Annotated in this window: 6 protein-coding genes and 1 pseudogene; all 7 read right to left on the reverse strand. The window is 65.8% G+C overall.

Features of this window, described 5'->3' with window-relative positions; genetic code table 11:
* A partial coding sequence (locus VHL31_RS05245) for a hypothetical protein (RefSeq protein ID WP_329660151.1) occupies positions 1–225 on the reverse strand: 225 nt, incomplete at its 3' end.
* Positions 226–544: 319 nt separating this feature from the next.
* Positions 545–784 (reverse strand): annotated as a pseudogene (locus VHL31_RS05250) (recombinase family protein); the annotation flags it as partial.
* A 481-nt stretch (positions 785–1,265) separates the two neighbouring features.
* Complete coding sequence (locus VHL31_RS05255) at positions 1,266–2,702, reverse strand: alginate export family protein (protein WP_329660153.1); 1,437 nt, start codon at positions 2,700–2,702, stop codon at positions 1,266–1,268.
* Positions 2,699–4,318: an MFS transporter gene (locus tag VHL31_RS05260; protein WP_349262365.1), complete on the reverse strand. Its 1,620-nt coding sequence runs from the start codon at positions 4,316–4,318 to the stop codon at positions 2,699–2,701. The genes VHL31_RS05255 and VHL31_RS05260 overlap by 4 nt, the downstream gene beginning before the upstream one ends.
* A gap of 32 nt (positions 4,319–4,350) precedes the next feature.
* On the reverse strand, positions 4,351–4,803 hold the full coding sequence (locus tag VHL31_RS05265) for a DoxX family protein (RefSeq protein WP_329660155.1): 453 nt from the start codon (positions 4,801–4,803) through the stop codon (positions 4,351–4,353).
* Positions 4,800–5,204 carry a DoxX family protein gene (locus tag VHL31_RS05270; RefSeq protein ID WP_329660156.1) on the reverse strand — a complete coding sequence of 135 codons (405 nt, stop codon included), beginning with the start codon at positions 5,202–5,204 and terminating at the stop codon, positions 4,800–4,802. The genes VHL31_RS05265 and VHL31_RS05270 overlap by 4 nt, the downstream gene beginning before the upstream one ends.
* Positions 5,205–5,253: 49 nt before the next feature.
* On the reverse strand, positions 5,254–5,723 hold a 470-nt coding region (locus VHL31_RS05275; protein ID WP_329660157.1), incomplete at its 5' end, for an amidohydrolase family protein.

Raw genomic sequence — 5,723 nt, forward strand, 5'->3', positions numbered from 1 at the left:
GGGAGGCACATGGTGATGCAGAGTTCGGATCTTTCGCACATTGCGCAACTTGCACAGCTCTTCTCTGCAGTATTCCTTGATGTGCTTCGGAATGAAGCCAGACTTGAGCCAGACGCTCATGTTGAATGCGGCTTCGAACCGGTCCCTGCTGTATGCCATGAAGATGGACATCGCCGAGCGATCCTCCTCCATCATCAACTGTTGAACGAGGTCTTCCTTTTGCATTTCCTTTGTCCAGGCTGCCTACACGAAGTATAACCTGAAGAAGAAAGATCGTACTGGAAGACGCTAGCTTCAGTCTCCTAGATGCATGGTAGGTAGCATCTTGTTGATGATGGGCGGTCGCTCCTTTACCATGACGAGGTCACTGTCTTGGTCGCCTCTGATACATGATGCTGTATCAAGCAGCATACGAAGCTAAAGCACAGCCATGGCTCTGGCCAAGTTTGGCATTACTATGGCAGTTACAAGACTCCATCTTGTGGCGCTACAACGTGGCAGAAGGCTATTGGTTTCTCCGGTGTACATGCGTGGGTTGCCTCCAGTAGAGCGACCTCTTTCTTCCTGGGATTGAGCGGGCGAGCCGGTCGATGCGGGTGACCACCAGCGTGTCGCCGGGCTGGACGAAGTCGAGCAGGACCTGGAGCTCGCTGCGCCCGTCCCGCCTGGTCCCGCTGGCCTTCTCGGCACGGATCACGCTGCAGCCGGCGGCTTTCAGTGCCGTGCGCTGGATGGAAAGGTCCTGGTCGAGCGTGCTGACGCGGGCATAGCCGTAGATGGGCATGCGGGGCAGGGGCCTTGTCTTATTAGGACCTAGATCTGCACAGTCTGTTGTCTCGGATGATCAGGAAGAACCCATGTGAGACGGGCTGTGGCGTCTTACATTGTAGCCTTGCTGGGGTACACCTAAACGATACAAGACCTAGGGCCGCTAGGGCAGGAAGCGGGGCTTGCCTGCTCGCTTCCCACTCCAAGCGGTAGGCATGCTCCACAATGGCTAAGCCTACCGCGCTCACCAATGTTCCGCGGCAAGACAGCTTGGAGGACCTCTGCATACACCAAACGCCGCAGCCAAGGCCTCAGTGTGCCGGAGCCTCAAGGTGCCGCGCTCCACGCTGATCGACACGCTGAAGAGAGTTGGGTGGAGCGGAGCGGGCGAGGGAAGGTCGGTGCCGTCGGTGCATAGGGATCGTACCGATTGAGTTCGTGAGCGCGCATGTCGAAGAGCATGGCGCGCCATTCCCATCGGTGTTCGACGTCCAGTGTCAGAACAGGAACTTGGCCCACATGGCGGCGAACTGGCCGGATTGCCCGCCGGCTTCTTCAAGCCGATCGCCAGGCGTGAAGTAGACATAGGTGCCGCCGACCGTCAGCTGTTCGGTCGCCGCCCATTCGATGCTCGTGATGAACTGCTGTCCGAGGAAGCTGCCCGCGCCGCCGGCCGTGTCCGCCACAGGTGTGAGCGGCGGGGCATAGAAAGCGTCGGTATCGGCCTGCTTCCACAGCGGGTTCCAGCCCAGGCCAAACTCGACCACCGAAGTGAGGGCCAGCGTCAGGTTCGGCTGGATGTCCAGCAGGTTGGCCGGTGCGGCAAGGTTGGCTTCAGAGAAGTAGGGCAGCTTGGGGAACAAGGGGTTGAACGTGCCAAGCGTGTCGTCGCTCAGATCGTCGTCGCCGCTGATGGCGTCCGCCTTCAGGCCCAGGCGGGGTGAGAACGGCCAGGACATGATGGTGTAGCCGATGTCCGACGAGACGGTCCATGCCCGGATGTCGGCGTTGCCGAATGTGCCGAACTGGAAGGCGGCTTCCAGATCCCAGTCGAAGCTCGCCCGCTCGCCAAACAGCCGTGCCCCGATCGTGTGGCGGTGCTCCGTCGCCGTCCCTTGTGCGTACTCGGCATCGTCACGCTCCAGGCCAAGGTAATAGAGATCGCCGTCGAGATCGGACACAGCCGGGATCGGCGCCGTGCCGTAGACGCCCCAGAAGGCTTGGTCTTCGTCGCTGCTGTCGTTGAAGGAGCCTCGTTCCGGCGCCACCGGCCGCACCAGGAACCCATCGATCCGCAGATCCGACGGGCCGCTCCACGAGGCGCGGACGCCGTCGAACGCCCTGCGGATGTTCGGGCTTTCCCGGACCGAGACCAGCCTGGAGGAGCCGAAGCTCATCTCCTGGCGCCCGCCACGCAGGGTGAGGCCGCTGCCGACGGGAAGGTCCAGTTCCGCGAACGCCTGCAGGACATCCAGCTGGTTCTGCTGGGTAGGCGGCGGCTTGCCGTCCCAGCCGGCCGTGATCCCGCTGGCCAGCTGGACGAAGCTGCGCAGGTGCGGACCGAGATGCAGGTCGCCGAACAGGTAGAAGCGCTGCAGCAGGTAGTCGTTCTCCTCGACTGACCCCAGGCCGAACAGCGGATGGTCGTTGACCTCGTAGCGCTCGCGCCACTCGCCGCCCAGGGTCAGGTAGGACGACCCATCCCGGCTGATCGGAATCCACTTGATGGGATCGAAGAGGCCGGTGCGCAACGCCGGGTCGCGCAGGGGCGACCAGTCCTCGTCGAAGCGGAAATTCTCATAGGCTGGACGTTCGGCAGGGCCTTGCGCCTCGGCGGTCCGACCGAGGCTCGTGGCGAGTATCGAGGCCAAGGCGATACGACCGGCCAGCAGCATGGAGCGCCTAGGGCGGCCGGACCTGCCCGTGCCGTTCATGTCGTCCCGCCTGCCGTACCGGCTGTCCCACCGGTGCGGCGCGGGTCGATCGCCAGGAAATGCCGGACGACGGGACGCTCGGGACCCAGATGGAACTGCAGAACATCTTGCTGCAGGTCCGCGTCGGCCTTCGAGACGCGCCGGTGCTGGCGCAGGTGCTCGGCCCAGGACTCCACCATGAACCACTCCACCAGCCGTTCCGGCTCGGCCGCATCCTCGGTGATGCCCCAGCCATAGGCGCCATCACGGCGGCGTTCCTCGGCAAGGCGGTGGATGGCATGCAGGAAGGCCGCGCGGTTCTCGCGCCGGATGCGGTACTCGATCAGGATCATCACTGGCCCCCGGTCGTGCTCGACGGGATCGGCCAGCAGTGGTTCCGGCCAATGGTTGGAAGGGGCCACGTCCGCGTCGCCCGCGGGGATCTTGACCCGATGCATGATCGCCGCCGCGACGGCGAGGCCAGCTGCGCCAATCACCAGGGCGAGCGGCACCCCCAGGCCTTGTGCGATCAGACCCCAGCCCAGGCTGCCCGCGGCCATCGCCCCGTTGAAGACCGTCAGATAGACGGCAAGGCCGCGCCCGCGCACCCAGTTCGGCAGGATCGCCTGGGCGGCGCCGTTCAGCGTCGTCAGAGCTACGATCCAGCTGCCGCCCAGGAGGAGCAGGATGACGACGGCCACCCATTGCGGCGGGCCCAATGCCAGGACGGCCATGACCAGGGCCGCCAGCAGGGAGGCGCCCAGCAGCAGCCCGTCCGCATCGAGGCCCCGACGAAGACCCGGCAGCAGGAGCGCGCCCAGGATGGCGCCAGCACCCACGGAGCCCAGCAGGATGCCGTAGAACCCGGCATCGCCACCCAGGATGTTGCGTGCCACCAGCGGCAGCAGGGCCCAGACCGCGCTGGAGAACGCGAAGAACACGGCCGCCCGCACGAGCACGATGTGGAGCGTGCGGCTGGCGCGTGCGTAGCGGAGCCCCGCCCGGAAGGCGCCCATGAAGTGTTCGGACAGGGCGTCGTCGGCGGAAGGTGGACGCTTCCACCAGAGCAGGGCTGCGATCACGAACACGTAGCTCAGGACGTCGGCGCCATAGGTGAAGGCCGCGCCGAAGCTCGCCAGCAGGAGGCCGCCCACGGCAGGACCAATCGAGCGGGCGATGTTGATCCCGAGCGAGTTCAAGGCGACGGCGTTCTTCAGCTCGGCCTTGGGCACCAGTTCCGGCACGATCGACTGCCAGGTCGGCCCCATCAGCGCCGCACCGATCCCGCCGATGAAGGTGAGGGCCACCAGCGAGCTCACGGTCAGCAGCCCGGTATGGGCGAGCACCATCAAGGTGCCGCTCACCAGGCCGAGCCCCAGCTGGATCGCGATCAGGAACTTGCGCCGGTCCAGGATGTCGGACAGCACGCCGGCGGGGATCGCCAGGAGAAAGATCGGCAGCGTGCCGGCTGCCTGGATCATCGCCACGGCGGCCGGCGAGGCCGACAGGTCGGTGACCAGCCAGGAACTCGCCACGTCGCGCATGAAGGTGCCGGTGTTGCCCAGCACCGTCGCCGCCCACAGGATGGCGAACACGGCGTGGCGCAGCGGCGCGAAGCTTGAGGATGGGGGCGGCATGGGTGCTTCGATTGCGCTGCCACGGTGCTCGGTCATCGACGGACGCCCTCTGCCAGCCGCTCGCGCAGGTCGTGCCATGCGACGAGCAGGAAGCCGCCGATCAGGCCAAGATGCTCGAAGAAGGCGTTGGCGGTCATGAACCGCTCCGGTCCCGACAACTCCCAAAAGCGGTTGGCCAGGAGGGTGGCGAACAGGGTGAAGCCGGCCAGCGCCAAGGCGCCCAGCCAGCGATGAAAGCCGCTCAGGATCAGGGCGGATGCTCCCAGTTCCAGGACGATCGTCGCCGCGGCCAGCGGCGCGGCCGGCGCCAGGCCGAAATGGTTCATCTCGGCGATGGCACCGGCAAAGTTGGTGGCCTTGTTGAACCCGCCCTGGAGATAGGCTGCGCACAGGCCGAGCAGAGCTATCCAGTAGATGATCGATGAGGTGAGAAGTGGCCGGACCCAGCCGCTCAGGCGGGCCTCGAAGGGTACAGCAGATCTCATGGCCGCTCGTCCCGCGGATGTGCCAGGCGGACTGCAGCGACAAGCAGGAAGGCAGCGGCCAGGGCGATGTGCTCCAGGAAGTTCCTCAGCTGCTCGACGCGCAGAGAACCGTCGGCGCCCCAGAACCGGTGAACGACGAAGGTGTCCAGGATGGTGAGGACACCGAGGATCCCGGCACCCAGCCAGGTCCAGCGGTCGACGATCACCAGCAGCGAGCCGCCGATCTCGGCCAGGATGGTCAGGCTGACGAACGCCCAGGCGGGGTTGAGATCCGAGCGGACCGCCGCACCCATGGCACCGGATAGGTCGAACAGCTTGGACAGACCGCCCACCCAGTAGGGCAGGATCAGCATCAGCCGGGCGAACAGCAGGGCGGCCGGGTTCGTAAGGACATCGGCCAAGCGTCGAGGCACCGTCAAAGGCGGTGGCGGCTGCGCTTCTTCCGCCATGTCATACCGCCCAGCAGGCGCAACCGAGTGCCCCCCAGAAGGAGCGAGCGTCGCTCACGGGTGCTGCGGTGGCCCAGGCCCTGGCATGGGCATGGCCGTGGACGCCGCAAGCGACCGTGCAGCCACAGGCGGACGCGGCGGCAAGCTCGACGCTTTCGGCCCGCAGCGGTCCTGCGGCCTGCTTCTGGTAGCCGCCGAACGTGCGCACCGGCGACCATTCCGGCAGGACCGGCGGGGGGGGCGGCGCCAGATCGGCAAAGCCACCGGCACCATAGACGGGCCTGCCGTTCACGAGCGTCAGCACCGACTGGAGGTGCTGGATCTCGTCCAACGGGACGGTGAAGTAGTCCCGGTCGAGCACGGCCAGGTCCGCCAGCTGCCCCACCGCAATGTTGCCCTTCCTGCCCTCCTCGTTGGAGAACCAGGTAACGTTCTCGGTCCACATCCGGAGCGCCGTTTCGCGGTCCAGGC

Origin of the sequence: Geminicoccus sp. (genome assembly GCF_036263595.1) — a bacterium.
Taxonomy (GTDB): Bacteria; Pseudomonadota; Alphaproteobacteria; order Geminicoccales; family Geminicoccaceae; genus Geminicoccus.